This is a genomic window from Saccharothrix sp. NBAS 001 (assembly GCF_056640475.1).
Genome location: NZ_CM153251.1, coordinates 6,873,253 through 6,895,093, shown reverse-complemented (window position 1 = coordinate 6,895,093; position 21,841 = coordinate 6,873,253). Strand labels below are relative to the sequence as shown.

The window sequence follows — 21,841 nt, the reverse complement described above, 5'->3', positions numbered from 1 at the left end:
TGGACCGAGGAGCTGACGTGACTTATCCGGAAAACCTGCTGTACACGCCCGAGCACGAGTGGGTCGACTGGGCTCCGGGTACCCAGGAGCCCGTGGCCATCGGCATCACTTCCTACGCGGCGGAGTCGCTCGGCGACATCGTGTTCGTCCAGCTGCCCACCGTCGGCGAGCGGGTCAAGTCCGGTGACGTGTGCGGCGAGCTGGAGTCGACCAAGTCCGTGAGCGACCTGTACGCGCCGGTCAGCGGCGAGGTCGTGGAGGTCAACACGGCGGCGGCCGACGACCCGTCGCTGATCAACAACGACCCGTACGGCGGGGGTTGGCTGTTCAAGGTCGCCGTCGAGGACGCGACGGGCCTGCTGACCGCCGCGAAGTACGCGGAACTGACCGGGGACTGAGCGCCGTGGCGATCAGCGTCTTCGACCTGTTCTCCGTCGGCATCGGGCCGTCGAGTTCGCACACCGTCGGCCCGATGCGCGCCGCGACGATGTTCGTGGCGCGGCTCGGGCACCGGACGACCTCGGTGGACCGCGTGCACGTCCAGCTGTTCGGCTCGCTGGGCGCGACCGGGCACGGCCACGGCAGCCCCAAGGCCGTGCTGCTGGGCCTGGAGGGGCACAAGCCGGAGGACGTCGACCCGGCCGCGGCCGACGTGCGCGTGCAGGAGATCCGGGCGACCAAAAGGTTGCTGCTGGGCGGTGTGCGGGAGATCCCGTTCACCGAGGACACCGACCTGATCATGCACCGCCGCAAGTCGCTCCCCCTGCACCCCAACGGGATGAGCTTCACCGCGTACGCCGGCGGCGAGGTGTTGGACGAGGCGGTGTACTACTCGGTCGGCGGCGGGTTCGTGGTCGACGAGACCGCCAGCGGGACCGACCGCATCAAGCCCGACGCGACGCCGATCGAGCACCCGTTCCTCAGCGGTGACGAGCTGCTGGCGCGGACCCGGGAGACCGGGCTGTCCATCAGCGAGGTCATGCTCGCGAACGAGCTGTCCTGGCGCTCCGAGGACGACGTGCGGCAGGGCCTGCTGCACATCTGGGGCGTGATGCAGGAGTGCGTGGAGCGCGGCTGCACCGAGACCGGCGTCCTGCCGGGCGGGTTGAAGGTGCGGCGGCGGGCCGCCGAGATGCGCCAACGGCTCGCGGCCGAGCACTACGCCACCGACCCGCTGCGGGTGATGGACTGGGTGACGCTGTTCGCCTTGGCGGTCAACGAGGAGAACGCCGCCGGCGGCCGGGTGGTGACCGCGCCGACGAACGGCGCGGCCGGCATCGTCCCGGCCGTCCTGCACTACTACACGCGGTTCGTGCCGGGCGCGTCCGACGACGGCGTGGTGCGGTTCCTGCTCACCGCCGGCGCGGTGGGCGTGCTGTTCAAGGAGAACGCGTCGATCTCGGGCGCCGAGGTCGGGTGCCAGGGCGAGGTCGGCTCGGCGTGCTCGATGGCCGCGGGCGGGCTGGCCGAGGTGCTCGGCGGGACCCCGGAGCAGGTCGAGAACGCCGCCGAGATCGCGATGGAGCACAACCTCGGGCTGACCTGCGACCCGATCGGCGGGCTGGTGCAGATCCCGTGCATCGAGCGCAACGCCCTGGCGTCGATCAAGGCGATCACCGCGGCGCGCATGGCGTTGCGGGGCGACGGGTCGCACTTCGTGTCGCTGGACAAGGTCATCAAGACCATGCGCGAGACCGGCAAGGACATGAAGGTCAAGTACAAGGAGACCGCGCGCGGCGGTCTCGCGGTGAACGTCATCGAGTGCTGAGGGCCGGGCCGGCCTCGACCCGGGGTGCGGCTGCGGGGGAGGGCGTCGTGCGGGAAGACCTGGAACCGTTCCTGGGCAGGTGGGTGCTGGACCCGTCGCGCACCGCCTACTCCGGCGGGGTGCCGCCCCGGGAGGGCCGGTACGAGCTGCGGGTCGAGGGCGGTCGGCTGGTGGCGGTCATCGACGGGGTCCGGGGTACCGGTGAGCCGATGCACGTCGAGTACCGCCTCGACCTCGACGGGGACACCGCGTTGGAGGGCCCCTACGACCGGGTGCGCACGATCGTCGAGCCCAACGCCCTGTGCACCGTGCTGTTCGCCGGGGAGGCCGAGGTCGCCAGGGCCTGGCGGATCCTCGGCTCGCCCGACGAGATGACGATCGTCCAGTCCGCGCCGGACGTGCACGGCGTGTGGCGGGACGACGTCTCGGTCTACCACCGGGTCTAGCGCGCCCACCCGGTCCCGGTGCCTTCACCGGGGCCGGGTCGCGCCCGGCGGCGGGACCTACGGCAGCGCCGCCTCGATCGCCTTCACCACCGACTCGTCCTCGGGCTCGGTGCGCGGCCGGAACCGGGCCAGCACCTCGCCGTCCGGGGACAGCAGGAACTTCTCGAAGTTCCACTGCACGTCGCCCGCCGCGCCGTCGGCGTCCGGGTGCGCGGTCAGCTCGGCGTAGAGCGGGTGCCGGCCCTCGCCGTTCACGTCGATCTTCTCGAACAGCGGGAACGTCACGCCGTAGGTGGTCGAGCAGAAGGTGGCGATCTCCTCCGACGTGCCGGGCTCCTGGCCCGCGAACTGGTTGCACGGGAAGCCGACCACCGAGAAACCCCGTTCGGCGTACCGGGCCTGGAGTCGCTCCAGCCCGGCGTACTGCGGCGTCAGGCCGCACTTGGACGCCACGTTCACGACCAGCAAAGCCTTGCCGCGCAACGAACCCAGGCTGCCAGGCGTGCCGTCGAGGGTGTGCACGGCGATGTCGTGGATGCTCATGCCGCCAGCCTACGTGCCGTCCGCCGACCCGTCCCGGGCCTGGTGCCCACCGGGCCGGCCATCGGCGCAAGCCAAGCCTCGGGCCGTACAACGCCGAGATCCGCCCGACCCCGATCCCCACCTCCCGGGCCAACCCCGTCAAGACCCAGTCCGGCCCCCTGCGCACAGTCGTCATCGCCAACTCGAACCACCCCCACCCCGTGGCCCAGGCCAGACGACTCCGACAACACCTCCACCAATGCAACACCAACGCACGCCACCAACGCCGGAGCCGACCCCATGCAGCCCGACCAACCCGACGAACCCAAGGGGTCGACGCACTAGGCGGTGTCGCGCGGGCGGAAGACGGTGACGACCACGCGCAGCCCCAGCAGGATGCTGATCACCAGCAGGTTGTAGCCGAACACCTGGTACAGCGAGATGTCCGGGCCGACCTGCGGGCCGCCGTCCGCGCCGAGCAGCAGCACCGCCATGATGCCGGCGGTCGCGCCGAGGACGGTCAGCATCACCTGGTGCAGCAGGGTGACGATGAAACCCCGGTCCCGCTCGTCGGCGAACAGCCGCATGGTCAAGCCGAGCCTGCCCTGCTCCAGCGCGCTGGAGATGCGCTCCAGCCGGCGCGGCAGGCGCTTGACCATCGGCAGCATCGAGTACAGCTCCTCGGTCACCGTGCGCCGCAACGACTCGGGCGTCAGGCGTTCGGTGAACTGCTTCTCCGCGAACGCCCGCGACTCGACCACCAGGTTGAAACCGGGCGACAGCGCGCCGAGCGTCCCCTCCACGGTGGCCAGCGCGCGGAACACCGCGGCGATCTCCGGCGGGATGCTCAGGCCGTAGCGGTAGACCAGGGTGAACAGGTCGCCGAACATCTCGGCGTCCGGGCGCATCCCGGCGCTCAGGTGCCGGGCCATGAACTGGCCGAGCGCGCGTTCCAGTTGCTGCTCGTCGATCTCGTCTGGCCGGGTGACCAGTTCCAGCAGCGCGTCCCGCAGGCCGGCCGGGTCGCTGCGGTCGATGGCCAGCAGCAGCTTGCCCAGCGCGGAGCGCAGTTGCGCGTCGATCCGGCCGACCGAGCCGAAGTCCAGCATGCCCAGCCGGCCGTCGTCGAGCAGCATGATGTTGCCGGGGTGCGGGTCCGCGTGGAACACGCCGTTGAGCATCACCTGGCGCAGCAGCACGTCCAGCAGCGAGCGGGCCAGCTCGTCCCGGTCGGCGGACTCCAGCGGCGCGGACCGGATCGGCTTGCCGTTCAGGCGTTCCATCACCAGGACCCGGGACGTGCAGTGGTCTTCGTAGACCTGGGGCAGCACGACGGAGGCGTCCTCGGACGCGGCGCGCACGGCCGCGAGGTTGCGCGCCTCGACCCGGAAGTCGAGTTCTTCGCGCAGTGCCGCGGAGAACCCGGCCGCCAAGTCCTTCACGCCGATCGACTTGCCCCAGCGGGTCCGCTCGTGCAGCGTCGCGGCGAGCCGGTTGACGATGTCCAGGTCGCCTTCCGCGACCTTGCGCACGCCCGGCCGCTGCACCTTCACCACGACCTCCTCGCCGGACTTGAGCCGCGCGCGGTGCACCTGCGCCACGGACGCCGCCGCGATCGGCGTCTCGTCGAACTCGGCGAACACCTCCTCCGGCGGGCCGAGTTCGGCGACCAGCACCTCCCGCACCGACGCCCAGGGCGCGGCGGGAACCTTGTCCTGCAACAGGGTCAGCTCGTCGATCACGTCGGCGGGCAGCAGGTCCGGCCGGGTGGACAGCACCTGGCCGAGCTTGACGAAGGTGACCCCGCCCTCCTCCAGCGCCTGCCGCAGCGACCGGGCCAGGCGGGTGTCGGTGCGCTCGCGCCCGCGCAGGTACGGGCCGAGGCCGTGGCGGAACGCGATGGCGCTGATCCGGGAGTACCGGCGGGCGCGGGCGATCCGGCTGCGCAGCAGCCGCCACCACTCGGTCACCGGGGGGATCGACCCGGTCGGCACGATGATCTCGGCCAGGGTGAGGATCGCGATGACCGACAGCAGCGCGATCCCGATCAGGACGGTGCCGAGCGCGGGCGTGGTGTCCGCGCCGGACATCCCGGAGAGCAGGGCCGAGGTCAGCGACAGGCCCAGCATGCAGGCCAGCGCGGTGCGCACCAGGCCGACGCGCAGGCCGAGGATTCGCCGCGCGGCCAGCGAGATCCCCAGGATCAGCGCGAGGAACGTCGCTGGCACGGCGATCGCGGACACCACGAACTGGATGAACTCCATGCTTCCCCCTACCCGTCCGCGCGGAGGATAGATCGGCCTTCCTGAGAACGCCGATCCGGAGGCGAGACCTCGGATCACTCAAGTGGCGCAACGGCGTGTGCGGAGCGTCAACCGTCTTGGCAGGGGGTCCATTTTGGAGCTATTTCGGTGATGCGGAAGGTGTTGACGGTTGTGGACGGTCGCTCTACGGTCGTACCAGAGATCCGAGGAATACTCTCACTATGAAGTGGGGTGGCCGGCGAAACGGCCGCGCTCGACGCGCACCCGGCCCCGCTTCCCCCGAGCCCCCGTCGGGGGCCACGACTTCGGCGGCGGTGTCGTGGACCCCGGCGGGTCCCACCGGGTCCGGCCGGGCCGTCGCGGGCCGAGCCCCGGGTGGGACCTAGAAGTCGAACACCGGGCCGGTGTCGGCCGTCATCAGGCACGGGTTGGCGTAGTCGGCGGTGAACTCGCGGGTCTCACCGCGCCACACGCCGACCGCGGTGACCTTCACCGGGTCGTACTGGAGCGTGCACGCGACGGCGCCGTCGGACAGGTCGGCGACCTCGCCGTCCACCGGGTCCAGGGCGTCGCACGCCGCGGCGGCCGACGGGTGGTCGCCGCCGGCCGGCGCGCAGGTGAGGTTGACGGTCTCCGTCACGCCGCCCTGCGTCCGGCTCAGCACGAGGGTGGCTTCCGGCGCGGCGACGGTGGGGATCAGCGCGGCGAACGCCGCGAGTAGGGGGAGCGGTGCCATGCGCTCACAGTGGACCGCGCGGCACCGCGTCCTCCAGCCAAGTCACCACATCGTGTGGTCTCTTCAACAGGACGGCCGAAGCGCGCGACGCTGTCAAGGCCGGCGGCCCGCAAAGCCGAAGGCTCAGGTCGAACCCTTACCCGCGAGTAGGGGGAGTCCGCACAGCTTCGGTGTGACCTGGGTCACTGTCGGGTCCTGCGCTGTCCACGTGCGGGCCAGGGTGGGCCGATGGGGAATTCCGGGGTGCGCCGGGTCGCACTGGCCAGTTCGGCGGGCAACGCGGTCGAGTTGTACGACTTCCTGCTCTACGGCACGGCGTCCGCGCTGGTCTTCGACAAGCTGTTCTTCCCGTCCTTCGACCCGTGGATCGGCACGCTGCTGGCGTTCGCCACGTTCGGCGCGGGTTTCCTGGCCCGTCCACTGGGCGGGGTGGTGATCGGCCACTTCGGCGACCGGATCGGCCGGCGCTCGATGCTGGTGCTCACGCTCACCGCGACCGGTGTCGCCACCGCGCTGATCGGCCTGCTGCCGACCTACGACTCCATCGGCGTCGCCGCGCCGATCCTGTTGGTACTGCTCAGGATCGTGCAGGGGTTCTTCCTCGGCGGCGAACAGGGCGGTGCGACCCTGATGGCCGTCGAGCACGCCCCGCCGGGCCGCACGGCGTGGTACGGCAGTTGGACCTTCCTCGGCTCGCCGCTGGGGTTGTTGCTGGCCAACGGGGTGCTCGCGGCGTCCACGGCGGCGTCCGGCGACCAGTTCCTGGTCTGGGGCTGGCGGGTGCCCTTCCTGTTCAGCCTGGTGCTGGTCGGGGTCGGCCTGTACGTGCGGCTGTCGGTCGAGGAGAGCCCGGAGTTCCGCGCGGCCCGCTCGGACCGGGGCACGGTGAAGCTGCCGGTGGTCGAGGTGCTGCGGAACTCGTGGCGCCGGGTGCTGCTCGGCGCGGGCGTGAACCTCGGGTTCAACATGTTCATCTTCGTGATCGCGACGTTCGTGGTCTCCTACGGCACCAAGCAGTTGGGGCTGCCCCGGTCCATGCTGCTCAACGCCGGGCTGATCGGCGCGACCTCGCAGGCGGTGGCCATCCTGGTGTTCGCGCGGCTGTCCGACCGGATCGGGCGGCTGCCGGTGATGCTCGGCGGCGCGGTGTTCCTCGGCGTGTTCGCGTTCCCGCTGTTCTGGTTGCTGGAGACGCGCTCCCCGGTGCTGGTGGCGGTCGCGCTGGTGATCGCGTTCGGCGGGTCCGCGGCGGTGTTCGGGCCGATGCCCGCCTACTACGCCGAGCTGTTCGGGACGCGGGTCCGGTACAGCGGGGTGTCGTTGAGCTACCAGCTCGGCGCGGTGCTCGGCGGCGGGCTGTCGCCGCTGATCGCGGTGTGGCTGCTGGAACTCACGCCCACGCAGGCGTCCTGGCCGGTGTCGCTGTACCTGGTGCTGGGCGCGGTGATCAGCGTGCTCTCGTTGCTGGCCATAGGCGAAACCCTCCGGCGGGTGCCGGAGGGTCCGGTCGGGCAGGTCGGTTCGGCGGGCAGCTAGCGGGCCGGGCTCGCCGCCGGTTGCCGGGACAGCACCGAGTCCAGCACGGACGCGACGGTCGCCGCCGGGTCGGCCGGCAGCCCGGTGGTGCGCCAGGCGACCACGCCGTCCGGGCGGACCAGGCTCGCGCCCCGGTCGCCGATGCCGTAGCGCGCGGCCAGTTCGCCGGTCTCGTCGGTGAGCGCCGGGACGTCGACCGGCGCGGACGACCACGCCGGGTTCAGCGTGATCAGGGTCCAGTCGGTGAACAGCGACACCGTCGAGGTGAGGACGCCCTCGTGCCGCACCGGGACGTGCGGCGCGCGGAACCCCGGCCGGCCGGTGGGGGCGAGCGGGTCCTCCAGCACGTCCGGCGTGCCGTCGTCGACGATCGCGCCCGACGTGCACCGCACGCCGAAGATCAGCCGCAGGTGGTCGACGCCCTCGGGCACGTCGGGGGCGGCCAGGTGGGGCGCGAGCCGCTGCACGTAGTTGTGGAACGACGCGTCGACGACCTGCCGCGCGTAGGGCCGGCGCTCGGCCTCGTAGCTGTCCAGCAGCCCCGGCCCGGCCTGGCCCTTGAGCACGGCGGCGAGCTTCCACGCGATGTCGAACCCGTCGCCCACGGCGGTGTTGCCGCCCAGCCCGCCGGTCGGCGGCGTCACCTTCGCCGCGTCGCCCACCAGGAACACCCGGCCGGCGCGGAACGAGTCGGACAGCCACGCGGCCATCTCCCACGCGGTGATGTCGACGATGTCGGGCGCCAGGTCCGGGACGTCCGTGGCGATCCGCAGCAGCTCGACGCAGCGCTCGGCCGGGAAGTCCGCCGCCGACTCGCCCCGCTCCGGGTGGTACTCGACGGTGAAGACGTTGCGGCGCTCGGTGTTGGTGCCGAAGAACGCCCCGGTGAACGCCGGGTTCTGGAAGTAGAACAGGGTTCCCTTGTCGGCGGCCAGGTGCTCGGCCAGGTCGGCGTCGAACACCACGCCGACGTGGTGGGACAGCTCGCCGTGGCCCTGCCGGCCGATGCCGAGGCTCTCCCGGACGAACGAGCGGTGCCCGTCCGCGCCGATCAGGTAGTCGGCGCGGACCGCGGAGGTCTCGCCGGACGCCCGGTCGCGCAGCTCGGCGGTGACCCCCTCGTCGTCCTGGGTGAACGACACCAGCTCGGTGCCGAACCGGATCTCCGCGCCGTACTCGCGGGCCTTGGCCAGCAGGACCGGTTCCACGTAGTCCTGGCTGCTCATGCCGAACCGCTCCGGGCTCAGGCCCACGTCGATCTCGTCCTCCTCGTGGACGATCGAGTGGAAGACCCGTCCCCGCAGGCTTTCCGCCACCTTGATGACGATCCCCGACGACACGCCCTCGCTGCCGCGCAGCACCTCGTCGGCGACGCCGGCGCGGCGGTAGATCTCCATGACCCGGTTGGTCTGGCCGGTCGCCTTCGGGTGCGGCGACGTGTGCGTGTGCTTGGCGATGCCGAGCACCTCGATCCCCTGCTGCGCCAGGAAGAGCGCGGCCGTCAAGCCGCCCAGTCCTGCCCCCGTGACCAGTACCTGAACCTTCTTGTCCCCTCGCATGGAAGGAATCTTAGCTACAAAGAGACTTAGTTGGCAAGAGAGATTGTCCGGTGGGTGGCCGCCGAGGCGAACGCCGCCTCCACCACCTCCAGGCCGGTGATGGCGTCCTGCGGGGTCACCGGCGTCCGGCCGGCCGCGATGTCCTGGTAGAAGCCCTGGTACGCGCCGGGCTCGGTGGGCGTGGGCGTGCCGGAGACCGTGCCCCACGCGGCCGGCTCCTCGGTGCCCCAACCCGGCCCGCCCGGCGTCGCCCCCGCCACCAGCAACCGCTCCTGCGGGTCCATGCCGTGCTTGACGTACGCGGCCTCGTCGCCCAGGACGCGGAACCTCGGGCCCTGGTCCTGCGCCAGCGCGGACATCCACAGGTGCGAGACGACGCCGCCGTCGTGGGTCAGCGCCAGGAACGCGTCGTCGTCCGCGCGGGCGTGCTCGCGCAGGGTGCGCACCTCCGCGTAGACGGTTCGCGGCCGGCCGAACAGCGCCACCGCCTGGTCCACCAGGTGCGGTCCCAGGTCGTGGACGATGCCGCCGAGGTCGGCCGGGTCGCCGGACTCCTTCCACGAGTCCTTGACCTGCGGTCGCCAGCGCTCGAACCGGGACTCGAACCGGTGCACCTCGCCCAGCGCCCGCTCGGCCAGCAGCCGGCGGACGGTCCGGAAATCGCCGTCCCAGCGCCGGTTGTGGAACGGGAACAGCCGCCGGCCGCGGGTCTCGGCCAGCGACGCCAGCGCCTTCGCCTGCGCCGCGCTGCCCGCGAACGGCTTGTCCACCACGGCGTCCAGGTCGTGCTCCAGCGCCGAACGCGCGTGCGAAGCGTGATACCGATTGGGTGTTGTCACCACGACGAGGTCGAAGTCCGAGGCCCGTCGCCAGACCTCCTCCGGGGTGTCCAGGACGGCCGTGCCGGGGTACCGCGCGCGGACCTGCTCCTGCCGCGCGGGATTGCCGGTCACCACCGCTGACAAGGTCAAACCCGGCGTGGTGGCGAGGAAGGGTGCGTGGAACGCGGCTCCGCCGAGCCCGTAGCCGATCAGTGCGGTGCGCATGGGGCGAACCCTAGGCTTCCCACGACGTGGACGCCCTGTCCAGAGTCGTCACGCAGCGCTACCTTCAGCGGCATGAGTCTCCTGGTGGCGCGGCGGCACGTCGACTACGTGCGCGTCACCAGCATGGCCTGTCGTCTCGGCTGATCGACCCCTCTGCGCGTCGTCCCCCTTCGTCGTGCCCGAAAAAACCTCCCAGCCCTTTGACAGGAGCACCGGCATGTCCTGGTCGTTCGAAACCAAGCAGGTCCACTCCGGAGCGTCACCCGACCCGGCCACCGGAGCGCGGGCCACCCCGATCTACCAGACCACCTCGTACGTCTTCCGGGACAGCGCGCACGGCGAGGCGCTGTTCAGCCTCGCCGAGCCGGGCAACATCTACACCCGGATCAACAACCCGACCCAGGACGTGCTGGAACAGCGGATCACCGCGCTGGAGGGCGGCGTGGCCTCGGTCGCGTTCGCGTCCGGCCAGGCGGCCGAGACCGCGACCATCCTGAACCTCGCGCGGGCGGGCGACCACCTCGTGTCGAGCGCGTCGCTCTACGGCGGCACCTACAACCTGTTCCACTACACGCTGCCCAAGCTCGGCATCGAGGTGTCCTTCGTGGACGACCCGGACGACCTCGACGCGTGGCGCGCGGCGGTGCGGCCCAACACGAAGCTGTTCTTCGCCGAGTCGCTGGCCAACCCGCGCAGCAACGTGCTCGACATCGAGGCGGTGGCCGAGGTCGCGCACGCGGCCGGCGTGCCGCTGGTGGTCGACAACACGGTGCCGACGCCTTACCTGCTCCGGCCGCTGGAGCACGGTGCGGACATCGTCGTGCACTCGGCCACCAAGTACCTCGGCGGCCACGGCACCGCGATCGCGGGCGTGGTGGTCGACGGCGGGAAGTTCGACTTCGGGGACGCGGAGAAGTTCCCCGACTTCAACGAGCCCGACCCCAGCTACCACGGGCTTCAGTACTGGCCCGTGCTGGGTCACGGGGCGTTCGCCGCGAAACTGCGGGTGCAGGGCCTGCGGGACACCGGCGCGGCGATCGCCCCGCTGACCAGTTTCCTGATCCTGCAAGGGATCGAGACGCTGTCGCTGCGGATTGACAAGCACGTGGCCAACGCGAGGACACTGGCCGCGTGGCTGGAATCGCGGGACGAGGTCGAGAAGGTGCACTACGCGGGCCTGGAGTCCTCGCAGTGGCACTCGTTGGCGCAGAAGTACCTGCCCCTGGGCGCCGGTGCGGTGGTCTCGTTCGAGCTGCGCGGCGGGGTCGAGGCCGGGCGCGCGTTCGTGGACGGGGTCGAGCTGTTCTCGCAGCTGGTGAACATCGGCGACGTGCGGTCGCTGATCGTGCACCCGGCCTCCACCACGCACAGCCAGCTGACCGCGCAGGAGCAGTTGGTCGCCGGGGTCACGCCCGGCCTGGTGCGGCTGTCGGTGGGCATCGAGGGCGTGGAGGACCTCAAGGCCGACCTGGAGGCCGGGTTCCGCGCCGCCAAGGCGGTGCAGTGAGCTTCGGTCCGGTGAGCGCCGGTCCGGTGCCCGGGACGGGCACGCGGTGACGTTCGGGTCCACTGTCGGGGAGACCCCTCCCGCCGCCGGCGGGTGGCGGGAGGGGGACCCGGAGGGGCGTCGCCGCTGGGTCGACGGCGAGCTGCCCGGCCTGGGGCTGCCGCTGCGCGTCGCTTACGAGACGTGGGGGACGTTGAACGAGGCCCGGTCCAACGCGGTGCTGGTGCTGCACGCGCTGACCGGGGACAGCCACGCGGCGGGCGTCGCCGGGCCCGGCCATCCCACCGACGGGTGGTGGGACGGCCTGATCGGCACCGGGCGGGCGCTCGACCCCGGCCGGTGGTTCGTCGTCGCGCCGAACGTGCTCGGCGGGTGCCAGGGCACCACCGGGCCGCTCTCGCGCGCCCCGGACGGGGCCGAGTGGGGTGCCCGGTTCCCGCGCGTCTCGGTGCGCGACCAGGTGGCGGCCGAGGTGGTGCTGGCCGACGCGCTGGGCGTGTCGTCGTGGGCGGCGGTGATCGGCGGGTCCATGGGCGGGATGCGCGCCCTGGAGTGGGCGGTGTCCGAGCCGTCCCGGGTCCGCTCGCTGCTGGTGCTGGCCGCGCCGGCGGCGTCCACGGCCGAGCACATCGCGCTGGCCGCGCCCCAGCTGCACGCCATCCGGGCCGACCCGGTGCCCGGGATGGGGATCGCCCGGCGGATCGCCCACCTGAGCTACCGGGGCGCGGCCGAGCTGGAGGCCCGGTTCGGGCGCGACGTGCAGGCGGACGGCCGGTTCGCGGTCGAGTCCTACCTCGACCACCACGCCGAGAAGCTGACCCGGCGGTTCGACCCGTGGTCCTACGTCCGGCTGACCGAGGCGATGAACGGCCACGACGTCGGGGCCGGGCGCGGCGGGGTCCGGGCCGCCCTGGGCCGGGTGACCGCGCGCAGCGTGGTGGCCGGGATCGACTCCGACCGGCTCTACCCGCCGGCCCAGCAGGCGGAGATCGCCGACGGCCTGGGCGTGCCGCTGCGGGTGGTCCGCTCGACGGCCGGGCACGACGGGTTCCTGCTGGAGGTCCCGCAGGTCGCCGAGCTGGTGGGCGAGCTGCTGGACGTGGACAGCCGGGTGGGCGCGGAGGGCTAGCGACGGAAGGCGGACCCGCAGGCGTGGTGCCTGCGGGTCCGCCGGGTGGTGCGGGTGTTCCTCGGCGCGGGAGGGTGGTGCGCGTCAGAACCCGGCCGTGATCCGGGTGAACTCCCAGTCGGTCTGCGGGATGCCGGAGCAGTTGCTCGACACCTGGCCGTCGCAGCCGCCCCGGTCGCGGTTGACCGCCCAGAACGAGAACCGGCCCAGGCCGTTGGCCTTCGACCAGTCGCGCAGCTGGGTCCACGTCGCCGTGGTGGTCGTCTCGCGCTGGTCGGACAGGCCGTTCATGCCGGAGATGCCCGAGTGGGCGAACGCGACCGCGTCCGACCAGCCGAACACCGCCTTGAGCTTGTCCTTCAGGGCGGTCGTGGCGTTGATCGTGTCCGTCTTGATGTCCGTGGTGCCGAAGTCGAACGGCATCAGGGTGAACACGTCGATGTCCGAGCCGATGGCCTTGCTGCGCTCGATCAGGCGGTTGCCGTGCGAGTTCGGGCCGGTCTTCGTCGTCGGGATGGTGACGATGGTCTGGATGCCAGGGTTCGTCGACTTGACGATCTTGAGGGCTTCCAGGATCCGGTCCTGCACGGTCGCGTTCTCGAACTCGTCGGTGTTCTCGATGTCGATGTCGATCGCCTTGAGCTTGTAGGCGTCGATCACCTTCTGGTACGCGCCCGCAAGCGCTTGCGGGGTGGAGCAGTTCGGGCCGAGCTTGTTGCCGCTCCAGCCGCCGAAGCTCGGCACGACGTCACCGCCGGCCGCCCGGATCTGGTTGATCGCGGTCTGGTCGATGCCGCCGGTCAGCGGGCGCTGGCTGTCCCAACTCGGGTTGCAGCCGTTCTGCGCCAGCACGAAGGCCATGGTGAACCACTTGACGCCGGTCGCGTTCATGACCGTCGCGGGTGCCGGCGGGTTGCCCCAGCCCAGGAACAGGTACGGCGCGCCACGCCCGCCGACCGGGTCCGGGTTGCCGGGCTGGGTGGTGCCGGTGACCTGGTTGGACGCGGGCGAGGTGTTGCCCGCCGCGTCCCGGGCCTTGACCGTGAACTGGTACGCGGTCGCCGGCGTCAGGCCCGACACGGTTGCGCTCGTGCCGGGCACGGTGGTGGCCACCGAGCTGCCCTGGTAGACGTCGTACGCGGTGACGCCGACGTTGTCGGTGGACGCGGTCCAGGTCAGCGACACCGAGTTCTTCGTGGTGCCGCTGACGCTGAGGTTGGTCGGCGCGGTGGGCGGGGTGGGGTCGTTCGGGCCCCCGCCGCCCGTGCAGGGGCCGCCGTTGACGGTGCAGTTGGCCGGGACGCCCGAGCCGGTGCCGACGAAGCCGAAGGTGCGGTTCGCACCCGCGGCGATGCCGCCGTTGTACTCCCGGTTGGTCGCCACGTAGTGGTTGCCGGTCTTGGTGATCAGCGCGTCCCAGTACGAGCCCACCGAGGTGCCCGCGGGCAGGTCGAACTCGACCTTCCACGTGGTGACGGCGGCCGGGCCGCCGTTGGCGATGGTGAACTTGCCCTCGAAGCCGCTGCCCCAGTCCTGGGGCTTGCTGAAGGTGGCGGTCAGTCCGGCCGCGGCCGAGGCCGCCGGCACGGACAACGCGAGCGAGCCGATGGTCAGGGCGCTCGCCGCCAGCAGTGCGCCCAATCGTCGTTTCATAGGTACTCCTCGGCGGATTGGCAGGGTAATCGCGCCCACCGGGGAGACTGGTCTAGACCACAGCTGATTGTCAATGGTCTTTACTCGTCCAGTGCTGCCTCGATCCAGGGTGCCACCGCGAGATCGCGCACCTCGCACTCCAGGGCCAGCTTCACCGTCCACCGCAGCGCTTGCAGCACCACCGTCGCCAGCTCCTGCGGCTGCCCGTTGGCCAGGGCGATCTCGATCTGCTCGGCGGCGGCCTCCTGGTCGCCGTGGACCTCGGCCAGCAGCGTCCGGATCGCGGTGCGGACCGGCGGGTCCGCGTCGTCGATCGGCACCTCCTGGCCGTCCTCGTCGAAGACCTGCATCTTGACCGGGGTCGCGCCGCCCGACCCGAGCGCGGACACCATGTCGCTGCACTCGGAGAACAGCAGCAGCACCAGCTCGCGGATCTCCTCGTTGCCCTCGGGCGAGCCGCTGAGGTAGCCGGTGACCAGGTCGACCGCGACAGCGTCCTCCCCGACCTTGGCTGCGGCCAGGGCCTCACCGGCGACGGCGGTGAGCCGTGCCCAGCGATCCGGATCCTGCTGCGGGTGCATTCAGCCATCTTCCATCACGGAGTAGGGGCGCACAGCTCTGTCGGGTACCGCTCTGTCGTACTGCCTACCCGGTGGTGTTCGGATGCCGCAACGCCTTGCCCTGTGCTTCGGGGAGTGCTACTCCGGTATGACACACCGTGGGGTCATGTGCCGCACGACGTGGGCATTTAGCATCGGGTGCGTGATCCGCCCCCTTCTCCAGGTCGTGCTGCTGCCCGATCGCACGCGGGTCTTCGCCGGCACCCGGTTCCCGAGGCTCGGCCGGGTCGGCCAGGTCGCCGTGCTGCTCTACGGGCTGCTCATCGCCATCGGCGCGGCGGCGGAGTACGTCGAGCACCAGGACCCGGACGGGTGGTGGCCGCTGCTGTTCGCCGTCGTGTTCGGCAGTTTCGCGCTGCTGCTGGTCTCGGTGGTGGGCGCGTGGCGGTTGGCGACGGCCGGGCTGCTGGTGGCGCGGCTGGTGTTCGACGCCGAGCCGGGCGTGCTCGGCAGCTGGCAGTGGTGGTGGTACCTGCCGGTCGTGCTGGCCGTGGGGCTGGTCTGCTCCGGGCGGGTCGTGGTGTGGGTGGCGCTGCTCACCACGGCGACCGTGTACTTCCTGGCGGCGTTGCGCGACCTCGACTACGCCTTCCCCACCACCGCCCTGGTGCTGCTGGCGCTGGTGCTCGGGTACGCGTTCGGGTCGCGCGGGCGCGCCGAGCGCCGGTTCCACGAGGAGCGCGACGAGAAGGCCGCCCTGGTCGAACGGGCCCGGATCGCGCGCGAGATGCACGACGTGGTGGCGCACCACATGTCGCTGGTCGCGGTGCGCTGCGAGACCGCGCCCTACCGGATCGCCGGGCTGCCGGAGGAGGGACTTCGGGAGTTCGCCGAACTGGGGGACGCGGCGCGGGCGGCGATCGCGGACATGCAGGGGCTGCTGGGCGTGTTGCGGGCCACCGACCAGCGACCGGACCGCGCACCGCAGCCCGGCCTGGCCGACGTCCGCGAGCTGGCGCCGCACGCCTCGGTCGCCGACGTGGCCGTGCCCTCGGCGGTCGGGCTGACCGCGTACCGGATCGTGCAGGAGGCCCTGACCAACGCCGCCCGCCACGCGCCGGGCGCCGACGTGTCGGTGGCGGTGTCGGTGGTCGACGGCGACCTGGAGGTGCTCGTGCGCAACTCCGCCGGCGGCCCCTCGTCGGGCGGGGGCGGTGGGCACGGCCTGGTGGGCATGGGGGAACGTGTGGCGGTGCACGGCGGGCAGTTCGAGGCATCGTCCACAGAGGACGGAGGTTTCCTCGTGCGCGCGCGGATTCCGTTGGGGGAGCGTTGATCAAGGTTCTGGTGGTGGACGACCAGGAGATGGTCCGGGAGGGCTTCTCGGCGCTGCTGGACGCCCAGGAGGACATCGAGGTGGTGGGTTCGGCGGGCGACGGCGTCGCGGGCGTGGCGCAGGTGCGGCGGCTGCGCCCCGACGTGGTGCTGATGGACGTCCGGATGCCGGAGATGGACGGCCTGGCCGCCACCCGGCTGCTGGCCGACGACCCGGTCAAGGTGCTCGTGCTGACCACCTTCGACCTCGACGACTACGTGTACGAGGCGCTGCGGGCCGGGGCGTCCGGGTTCCTGCTCAAGCACGCGCCCGCCCGGGAGCTGCTGGAGGCGGTCCGGGTGGTGGCGCGCGGGGACGCGCTGCTGGCCCCCTCGGTGACCAAGCGGCTGATCGAGGACTTCGTGAAGGCGCGGCCCGCGACGGTGGTGAAGCCCGCCGGGCTGTCCGTGCTGACCGGGCGCGAGACCGAGGTGCTGCGGCTGGTGGCCACCGGGTTGTCCAACACCGAGATCGCCGCGCACCTGGTGCTGGCGGAGCAGACGGTGAAGACGCACGTGAGCCGGGTGCTGATGAAGCTCGGCCTGCGCGACCGCGCCCAGGCGGTCATCGCGGCCTACGAGTCGGGGCTGGTGGTACCGGGGTAGTGGCCGGGAATGGCGACCGCGGGGTGACGTCGCGGGGCGGGTCGTCCTCCTAGCTTTCCGGCCATGGGGAAGACGGTCGCGGTGTTGGCCGCGTTGCTGGTGCTCGTGACGCCGGGCGATCCGCCGGAACCGGTGTGGCGCATCGAGGTCTTCGGGGACCTGCCGCACGCGCGGCACGTCGCCGTGGTCGTGCCGGGGTCCGATGTGGACGGTGACCGGTTCGACCGCACGGTCGGGCGGATGGCCCGGTCGCTGTCGGCCGAGGTGGGCCGGTCCGACGTCGCCGTGGTGGCGTGGCTGGGGTACCGGACGCCGTCCGGGGTGGGGGTGGACGCGGCCGGCGGCCGGCTGGCGCGGGCGGGTGCGCGGTCGCTGGCCGGGTACGTGCGCGGGCTGCCGGGGCAGGTGCACCTGATGTGCCACAGCTACGGGTCCGTGGTGTGCGCGCTGTCCGGGGTCGAGGTGGCGGACGTGGTGTTCGTGGGCAGCCCCGGCGTGCGGGTGTCCTCCGCCCGGGAGATCCGGGCGCGGGTGTGGGCGGCGCGGGGCGCCGAGGACTGGACGCGGTGGGTGCCGAAGGTCCGCGTCGGGGACCTGGGGCACGGGGCCGACCCGGTGTCCCCGGAGTTCGGGGCGACGGTGTTCGACCCCGGCACGGCCACCCGGCACGACCAGTACTTCGACCCCGGGACCGAGTCGTTGCGGGTCATGGCCCGGATCTCGGCGGGGGAGCGGCCGTGACGCGCGATCCGGTGGTCGACGCCGCGCGGGCGTTGGCGATCTGCGGCGTGGTGACGGGGCACTGGCTGGTCACGGCGGTGGTGTCGACCGGTTCCGGGCTCGTGGTGGACAGCCCGCTGCGGTGGCTGCCGGAGCTGTCCTGGGTGAGCTGGGTGCTCCAGACCCTGGGGTTGTTCTTCTTCGCCGGGGGCTTCGCGGCGGCCCGGTCGGGGACGCCGTGGTGGCCACGGGCCCGCCGGGTGGTGCGGCCGGTGTGCGTGCTGCTCGGGGTGTGGGCGCTGGTGCTGTTCGGGATGTCGGCGCGGGGGCTGCCGCAGCAGACCGTGCTGACCGCGGCGTTCCTGGTGGTGACCCCGCTGTGGTTCCTCGTGGTGCACCTGGTCCTGCTCGCCGCCACGCCGTTGCTGCGGCGGATGGGCGGGTGGGGCGTGGCCGTCCCGATCGCGTTGGTGGCGTTGGACGTCGGCTGGGTGAACGTGCTGGCCGTGTGGTGGGCGCCGTGGCAGGTCGGGATCCTGGTGGCCCGGCACGGGCAGCGGCGCTCGTGGGGTGCGGCGCTGTTCGTGCCGGCCGTCGTGGCGTTCGGGTTGCTGCTGCACAACGGGTATCCGTCCGGCGCGGTGGGCGTGCCCGGTGCGGCCGAGTCGAACCTGTTCCCGCCGTCGCCGGTGGCGCTCGCGTTGTCGCTGGCGCAGGTCGGGTTGGTGCTGCTGGTCCGGCCGACGTTCCGGGCACCCCGGTTGAACGCCCGCGCGCTGCCGATCTTCCTGGTGCACCAGAGCGCGTTGCTGGTCGTGACGCTGGTCGGTGCGGCGTTCGGACCGCTACGCGGACTGCACACCGTGCCCGACGACGGGCTCTGGGTGCTGGAGCGGCTCACCTGGCTGCCCGTGTTCGCCGCCGTGACCCTGGTCCTGCTTGGGTATCGCCGCGAGCAGGGCGACCACGATGGTCACGCCGTGCAGGGCGACCATCGGGCCGGTCGGCTCCAGCGCCAGCAGCGGCGGCACGCAGGCCAGCGCGGTGAGCAGCCAGGGCCGCCGGCCGTGGCAGGTGCCGGACCGGACGGTGTGCAGCAGGTACCAGCCCAGCAGCAGGTGGATCAGGTTCTGCAACGGGTCGACCTGGAGCACCACGAGGGTGGCCGACGTGCCGGCGAAGCCCGTGACGACGAACCCCAGCACGCCCAGCACGCCGAAGCCGACGCCGAGGACCGCCGCGAGCCGGGAGCGGTGGCTCTCCCGGGTGTGGCAGGCCACCAGCGCCGCGGTGCGTTCGAACCGGTGGAACGCCAGCAGGACGGGCAGCAGCAGGAGGACCAGGACGGCCAGCCAGCGCGGCCGGGCGGCGATCCAGCCGAACGCGGCGGGCGCGTCCAGCAGGCCGAGCACCCCGATCACGGCGGCCAGCGCGGTCAGGTAGCCGAGGTAGACCGTCATCGGGGCGCGGCGGGCGTAGTCGACGACCTGCCACCGGCGGCTCCCCGCGAGCCACGCTGACACCCGGTCGCGCACCGGCAGCACCGCGCAGATCTGGCCGAGCCCGAGCACCAGCAGGCACACCGTGGGCGGGCTGAGGTTGGAGCCCGGCTCGCCCGGCACGGTCATCATGGTGCTCGGGTAGCCGCCGAACGTGATCAGCGCGAGCAGCACGGGCACGGTCAGCAGCGCCAGCGCGCCGAGCACCCGGCGGGAGACCCGGGGCAGGCTGCCGTCGGCGTAGTAGAAGCCCAGCTGCTGGAGCAGCAGCGCGCCGAGCACCAGGTTGAGGTGGCCACCGACCCGCCAGGACAGGCCGATCCGCAGCACGTCCACGACGATCATCAGGCCGATCAGCGCGACCGGCGTGGCCAACCGGGCACGGCGGTGCAGCCAGGCCATCACCGGCGTGGCGGCGACCGCGACCAGGTACAGCCCGAGGAACCACAGCGGGTGCGCGATCAGCCGGCCGAACATCTCCACGCGCGATTTCGGCACGTCCAGGAATTCCAGCGGCAGCGGCAGCACCAGCCACGCCAGGACGAACGCCAGCACGGGCCGCAGCAACCAGCTGATCCGACTGGCGAGGTACCTCCCGTAACCGCCGCCGGACCGTTGCACGGCCCGCCAGCCGAGCAGGTTCGCGTGCCCGCCGGCGAAGTAGAACAGGGGGATGGTCTGCAACGCCCAGGTGAGCAGCCACAGCCAGTTCGGGCTCACGCCGGCCCAGTGCAGCACGGTCAGCAGCGACTGCCCGACCACCACCAGGCCGAGGCTGGCCAGCCGCAGGAACGCCGCGAACCGGTCCTCGCCGCCGCCGTCGGGCCGCACCGGTCCGGGGGCGGCGGCCCGCCGCCGGGGCAGCCGGGCGATGATCAGGAAGACCACCACCGCGCTGCCGAACCCCCAGGCCAGGATGGGCTCGTTGCCGGGCGGGCCCCAGCGCTGCCGCCACGAGTTGAACTCCAGCCCGGCGGCGTAGAGCCGGGCGACGGCGTGGCACTGCGCGCCGTTGCCGCGCGGGTTGATCTCGCACTGGGCGTGCATGTCCGCGTCGAGCCGGGCGTCCAGCGACTTGCGCGCCTCCGGCGGCAGCGGGCGGCCCTTCCGCTCGGCGTAGCGCAGCAGGTCGTAGCCGAGGTCGTGCGCGCGGCAGGCGACGCCGAAATCCCACTCGGTGTCCCCGGCCGGTCCGGAGCACCCGCCGGTCGGGTCGACGGCGCGGGTGGTGTCGTCCGGCGCGACCACCACGACCGGCACCCGGTCGGTCACCGCGCGGAAGTCGGCCGGGAAGGCGGTGAGCGGCGAGACGCCCATCCTCGGCTGGGCCATCGCCTCGACCGCGCGGGCGGCGACGGCGACGTCGCCGGTGAGCGGTCCGTCGTCGGCTGCGCCGGCCGGGCGGGACGCGATCACCCCGCAGACGAACACCACGAAGGCCACCACCAGCACCCGGAACCAGGCCGGCAGCCGGGTCAGCAGCCGGACACCCGGCCACCCGCTCTTGACGCTGTCCACCGAGGTGTCGCTCATCGGAAAATCAGGTTACGGATCGGCAACGCGGCACGCCAACCGATCACCCCCACCCCCGCACGGGGGCCTGCCCCCACCGCCCGACGGGGGCGCACCGGGCATCAGCGGCAGTCGCCGATCCGGGTCCAGTGCACCGACTTGCCGTTCTTCGCCGGGAAGAGCCCGCCCGGGCCGAGGCACTCGTACCCGCCCTCGCCGGAGTCCGGGTCCTTCCACCGGTACTCGCCCTTCTCGGACGGGAGCTGGTCGCCGCTCCTGGCCCCGTTCGACGGATCGGCCGCGGTCGGTTCGCCGTCGGACATGGTTGCCTCCTGGTCGTGGGTCCTGATCGGCACTGTCCATCGCACCGGGGCGGGGCGCGCGCGGTGGCCGGCGCATCGGGTGGCCGGATCTCACCCGAACGTGGTCAACGGGGGCAGGTGTTCGTGGCCGGGCGGTGGGGTTGCTCCACCGCGCCGCGCCGCAGGAAGTCGTCCCGGTCGGGCAGCACGGCCTTGCGGACGTTCGCGCCCGCGAGGTCCGCGCCGGCCAGGGTCGCGCCGGTGAGGTCCGCGCCGACCAACTGGGCACCGGTCAGCTTGGCCCCGGTGAGGTCGGCTCCGGTCAGCCGGGTGTCGGCGAGGTCCGCGCCGGTCAGGTCGGCCCCGGTCAGGGTGGCGTGGGCGAGGTCCGCGCTGCTCAGCCGGGCGTGGGCGAGGTTGGCCCGGGTGAGGTCCGCGCCGAACGGGTGCGGGTCGTCGCGCGCGTCCACGTCGAGGTGGGCGTCGACCAGCCGCGCCTCGCCGAGGTCCGCGCCGCGCAGGTTGGCGATCCGCAGCGACGCCCCCGTCAGGTTCGCGCAGTGCAGCCCGGCGGCGGGCAGCTCCACGGCGTCCAGGCAGCTGCGGGCCAGGTTGATCACGTGGCTCGCGCCGACCTCCAGCACGGTCTCCAGCGCGGCGGCCACGTCGACCGGCCAGCGGTGGAAGTCGGGTTCGCACCCGCCGGGCCCGAGTTCGCGGTGCCGCCGGACGTAGGCGGACAGCACCCGGCCGACGGTGGGCCGGTGCACGTCGGAGTCCCGCGCGATCGTGCCGAGCGCGTAGATGCCGCCGAGCCGGACGTGCGGCTTGTCGTGGCCGGTCTGGTCGACCGCCTTGGTGAACCGCTCGGCGAGCTGGGCGGTCATCGTCGCGTCGACCTGGCGGCGGGTCTCGTGCAGCGACAGGCTGGTGAACACCAGCGCCACGACCGTGACCAGCGACGTGACCAGCGCGCCCAGCTGCGCCCAGTTCCGGGCTCGGCGGCGGGTGCGGCGGCAGGTCGGGCAACGGCCGGCGGCGGCGCGGCGGCCCGCGACGGCTCTCCTGGTGATCACGACCAACGCCATCGGCCGCCGGTCGC

At 72.5% G+C, this 21,841-nt stretch carries 19 protein-coding genes and 1 pseudogene; 10 read left to right on the top strand and 10 right to left on the bottom strand.

The genetic code is table 11. The features are described 5' to 3' along the window. Positions 1 to 17: 17 nt before the first annotated feature. From gcvH to AC0HI0_RS29645, 3 genes are read left to right on the top strand one after another with little or no spacing between them, the layout of a single operon-like run. Entirely contained in the window at positions 18 to 398 is a 381-nt protein-coding gene (gcvH, locus tag AC0HI0_RS29655; RefSeq protein WP_480926798.1) for a glycine cleavage system protein GcvH, read from the top strand. 5 nt (positions 399 to 403) lie between these two features. Beyond that, positions 404 to 1,768 carry an L-serine ammonia-lyase gene (locus tag AC0HI0_RS29650; protein WP_480926797.1) on the top strand — a complete coding sequence of 455 codons (1,365 nt, stop codon included), beginning with the start codon at positions 404 to 406 and terminating at the stop codon, positions 1,766 to 1,768. 47 nt (positions 1,769 to 1,815) lie between these two features. Further along, positions 1,816 to 2,214: a hypothetical protein gene (locus AC0HI0_RS29645; protein WP_480926796.1), complete on the top strand. Its 399-nt coding sequence runs from the start codon at positions 1,816 to 1,818 to the stop codon at positions 2,212 to 2,214. Positions 2,215 to 2,271: 57 nt separating this feature from the next. Here AC0HI0_RS29645 and AC0HI0_RS29640 read toward each other — a convergent pair whose 3' ends face one another. The 3 genes from AC0HI0_RS29640 to AC0HI0_RS29630 all read right to left on the bottom strand — a co-directional run bounded on the left by AC0HI0_RS29640 (position 2,272) and on the right by AC0HI0_RS29630 (position 5,736). Next, positions 2,272 to 2,757, bottom strand: coding sequence for a glutathione peroxidase (locus AC0HI0_RS29640; protein ID WP_480926795.1), 486 nt, complete (start codon positions 2,755 to 2,757; stop codon positions 2,272 to 2,274). Between the two features lie 320 nt (positions 2,758 to 3,077). Beyond that, positions 3,078 to 5,000, bottom strand: coding sequence for an ABC1 kinase family protein (locus AC0HI0_RS29635; protein WP_480926794.1), 1,923 nt, complete (start codon positions 4,998 to 5,000; stop codon positions 3,078 to 3,080). 382 nt (positions 5,001 to 5,382) lie between these two features. Next, on the bottom strand, positions 5,383 to 5,736 hold the full coding sequence (locus tag AC0HI0_RS29630; RefSeq protein ID WP_480926793.1) for an SSI family serine proteinase inhibitor: 354 nt from the start codon (positions 5,734 to 5,736) through the stop codon (positions 5,383 to 5,385). 228 nt (positions 5,737 to 5,964) lie between these two features. Between AC0HI0_RS29630 and AC0HI0_RS29625 the strand changes: the two genes are divergently transcribed. Next, a complete protein-coding gene (locus AC0HI0_RS29625) occupies positions 5,965 to 7,272 on the top strand; it encodes an MFS transporter (protein WP_480926792.1) in 1,308 nt (435 codons plus the stop codon). Here AC0HI0_RS29625 and rdmE read toward each other — a convergent pair. Then, on the bottom strand, positions 7,269 to 8,831 hold the full coding sequence (rdmE, locus tag AC0HI0_RS29620) for an aklavinone 12-hydroxylase RdmE (protein ID WP_480926791.1): 1,563 nt from the start codon (positions 8,829 to 8,831) through the stop codon (positions 7,269 to 7,271). The genes AC0HI0_RS29625 and rdmE overlap by 4 nt on opposite strands. Positions 8,832 to 8,857: 26 nt before the next feature. Next, on the bottom strand, positions 8,858 to 9,877 hold the full coding sequence (locus AC0HI0_RS29615; RefSeq protein WP_480926790.1) for a Gfo/Idh/MocA family protein: 1,020 nt from the start codon (positions 9,875 to 9,877) through the stop codon (positions 8,858 to 8,860). A gap of 175 nt (positions 9,878 to 10,052) precedes the next feature. On the opposite strand from AC0HI0_RS29615, the gene AC0HI0_RS29610 reads away from it, so the two are divergent. Together AC0HI0_RS29610 and metX are read left to right on the top strand one after the other, a co-directional pair. Next, on the top strand, positions 10,053 to 11,384 hold the full coding sequence (locus AC0HI0_RS29610; RefSeq protein WP_480926789.1) for a bifunctional o-acetylhomoserine/o-acetylserine sulfhydrylase: 1,332 nt from the start codon (positions 10,053 to 10,055) through the stop codon (positions 11,382 to 11,384). A 46-nt stretch (positions 11,385 to 11,430) separates the two neighbouring features. Continuing rightward, positions 11,431 to 12,513, top strand: a complete 1,083-nt coding sequence (metX, locus tag AC0HI0_RS29605; RefSeq protein WP_480926788.1) for a homoserine O-acetyltransferase MetX — start codon at positions 11,431 to 11,433, stop codon at positions 12,511 to 12,513. A gap of 84 nt (positions 12,514 to 12,597) precedes the next feature. Here the strand turns inward: metX and AC0HI0_RS29600 are convergent, their stop codons facing one another. Beyond that, a complete protein-coding gene (locus tag AC0HI0_RS29600; RefSeq protein WP_480926787.1) occupies positions 12,598 to 14,166 on the bottom strand; it encodes a cellulose binding domain-containing protein in 1,569 nt (522 codons plus the stop codon). Between the two features lie 80 nt (positions 14,167 to 14,246). After that, a complete protein-coding gene (locus AC0HI0_RS29595; protein WP_184689941.1) occupies positions 14,247 to 14,747 on the bottom strand; it encodes a hypothetical protein in 501 nt (166 codons plus the stop codon). A 181-nt stretch (positions 14,748 to 14,928) separates the two neighbouring features. Here AC0HI0_RS29595 and AC0HI0_RS29590 point away from each other — a divergent pair, with 181 nt between their 5' ends. From AC0HI0_RS29590 to AC0HI0_RS29575, 4 genes and pseudogenes are all read left to right on the top strand, one after another. Next, positions 14,929 to 16,062: a sensor histidine kinase gene (locus tag AC0HI0_RS29590; RefSeq protein WP_480926786.1), complete on the top strand. Its 1,134-nt coding sequence runs from the start codon at positions 14,929 to 14,931 to the stop codon at positions 16,060 to 16,062. After that, positions 16,059 to 16,706, top strand: coding sequence for a response regulator transcription factor (locus AC0HI0_RS29585; protein WP_480926785.1), 648 nt, complete (start codon positions 16,059 to 16,061; stop codon positions 16,704 to 16,706). Before AC0HI0_RS29590 ends, AC0HI0_RS29585 begins: the two co-directional genes overlap by 4 nt. Positions 16,707 to 16,769: 63 nt before the next feature. Beyond that, positions 16,770 to 17,447 (top strand): alpha/beta hydrolase, encoded by a 678-nt coding sequence (locus tag AC0HI0_RS29580; RefSeq protein ID WP_480926784.1) that lies wholly within the window; start codon positions 16,770 to 16,772, stop codon positions 17,445 to 17,447. After that, a pseudogene (locus AC0HI0_RS29575) lies at positions 17,444 to 18,301 on the top strand (acyltransferase family protein); the annotation flags it as partial. The gene AC0HI0_RS29580 and the pseudogene AC0HI0_RS29575, both read left to right, overlap by 4 nt. Here AC0HI0_RS29575 and AC0HI0_RS29570 read toward each other — a convergent pair. The 3 genes from AC0HI0_RS29570 to AC0HI0_RS29560 all read right to left on the bottom strand — a co-directional run bounded on the left by AC0HI0_RS29570 (position 18,272) and on the right by AC0HI0_RS29560 (position 21,827). Next, positions 18,272 to 20,458 carry a phospholipase A2 gene (locus AC0HI0_RS29570; protein WP_480926783.1) on the bottom strand — a complete coding sequence of 729 codons (2,187 nt, stop codon included), beginning with the start codon at positions 20,456 to 20,458 and terminating at the stop codon, positions 18,272 to 18,274. The pseudogene AC0HI0_RS29575 and the gene AC0HI0_RS29570 overlap by 30 nt on opposite strands. Positions 20,459 to 20,559: 101 nt before the next feature. Further along, positions 20,560 to 20,760, bottom strand: a complete 201-nt coding sequence (locus tag AC0HI0_RS29565; protein WP_480926782.1) for a hypothetical protein — start codon at positions 20,758 to 20,760, stop codon at positions 20,560 to 20,562. Between the two features lie 104 nt (positions 20,761 to 20,864). Beyond that, positions 20,865 to 21,827, bottom strand: coding sequence for a pentapeptide repeat-containing protein (locus AC0HI0_RS29560; RefSeq protein ID WP_480926781.1), 963 nt, complete (start codon positions 21,825 to 21,827; stop codon positions 20,865 to 20,867). Between the last annotated feature and the right edge of the window lie 14 nt (positions 21,828 to 21,841).

Excerpts from the sequence above, each read along its gene's own strand:
- AC0HI0_RS29640 (WP_480926795.1), bottom strand. The coding sequence starts at position 2,757 with ATGAGCATCCACGACATCGCCGTGCACACCCTCGACGGCACGCCTGGC.
- AC0HI0_RS29635 (WP_480926794.1), bottom strand. The coding sequence starts at position 5,000 with ATGGAGTTCATCCAGTTCGTGGTGTCCGCGATCGCCGTGCCAGCGACG.
- AC0HI0_RS29630 (WP_480926793.1), bottom strand. The coding sequence starts at position 5,736 with ATGGCACCGCTCCCCCTACTCGCGGCGTTCGCCGCGCTGATCCCCACC.
- AC0HI0_RS29625 (WP_480926792.1), top strand. The coding sequence starts at position 5,965 with ATGGGGAATTCCGGGGTGCGCCGGGTCGCACTGGCCAGTTCGGCGGGC.
- rdmE (WP_480926791.1), bottom strand. The coding sequence starts at position 8,831 with ATGCGAGGGGACAAGAAGGTTCAGGTACTGGTCACGGGGGCAGGACTG.
- AC0HI0_RS29615 (WP_480926790.1), bottom strand. The coding sequence starts at position 9,877 with ATGCGCACCGCACTGATCGGCTACGGGCTCGGCGGAGCCGCGTTCCAC.
- AC0HI0_RS29600 (WP_480926787.1), bottom strand. The coding sequence starts at position 14,166 with ATGAAACGACGATTGGGCGCACTGCTGGCGGCGAGCGCCCTGACCATC.
- AC0HI0_RS29595 (WP_184689941.1), bottom strand. The coding sequence starts at position 14,747 with ATGCACCCGCAGCAGGATCCGGATCGCTGGGCACGGCTCACCGCCGTC.
- AC0HI0_RS29580 (WP_480926784.1), top strand. The coding sequence starts at position 16,770 with ATGGGGAAGACGGTCGCGGTGTTGGCCGCGTTGCTGGTGCTCGTGACG.
- AC0HI0_RS29570 (WP_480926783.1), bottom strand. The coding sequence starts at position 20,458 with ATGAGCGACACCTCGGTGGACAGCGTCAAGAGCGGGTGGCCGGGTGTC.
- AC0HI0_RS29565 (WP_480926782.1), bottom strand. The coding sequence starts at position 20,760 with ATGTCCGACGGCGAACCGACCGCGGCCGATCCGTCGAACGGGGCCAGG.
- AC0HI0_RS29560 (WP_480926781.1), bottom strand. The coding sequence starts at position 21,827 with ATGGCGTTGGTCGTGATCACCAGGAGAGCCGTCGCGGGCCGCCGCGCC.